Annotated in this window: 1 protein-coding gene; it reads right to left on the bottom strand. The window is 48.7% G+C overall.

The features are described 5' to 3' along the window. Positions 1-478, bottom strand: a 478-nt coding sequence (locus A3751_RS16145) for a BON domain-containing protein (protein ID WP_068457915.1), incomplete at both ends; no start/stop codon positions are given.

The raw sequence follows: 478 nt of genomic DNA on the forward strand, positions 1-478 counted from the left end.
GCTTCCGCCTGCGTTGGCACTGAGCCACTCAAAATGACCACGCCATCTTCCGTTTCGATATCGATGTTTTTGCTTGTTACTTCGTTTTCAAGCAACAATTTCATCGCCAGCACAGCGTCGACACGCGCATCCACTAGCTGTTCATTAATGGGTGCTTCTGCAGAGCCTTGCGCGACTGTTAAGTTGTTTTCAACCTCAGTGACACCTTCAACGCTTGCGGCAATTTCCTCTGCCAAACGCTGATCCAGCTCATTGTCCACTCGACCAGTCAGAAATGCGGTGGTGCCGACAACGGTGGTGTCGATCTCAAAGTTATTCAGGTTTTTGTCCAGCATTAAGGCCATTTCTACTTTTCCATCAAGCCAAGCTGAATTGAGCTTACCTTCCATCTCGTCTGCATATCCTTGGCCAGCTAATGCTGAACCGGAAACGGTTGCTGTAACAGCCGTTGAAAGAATGGCCGAGGCTAGAAATGATT

It is taken from the genome of Oleiphilus sp. HI0080 (assembly GCF_001635135.1).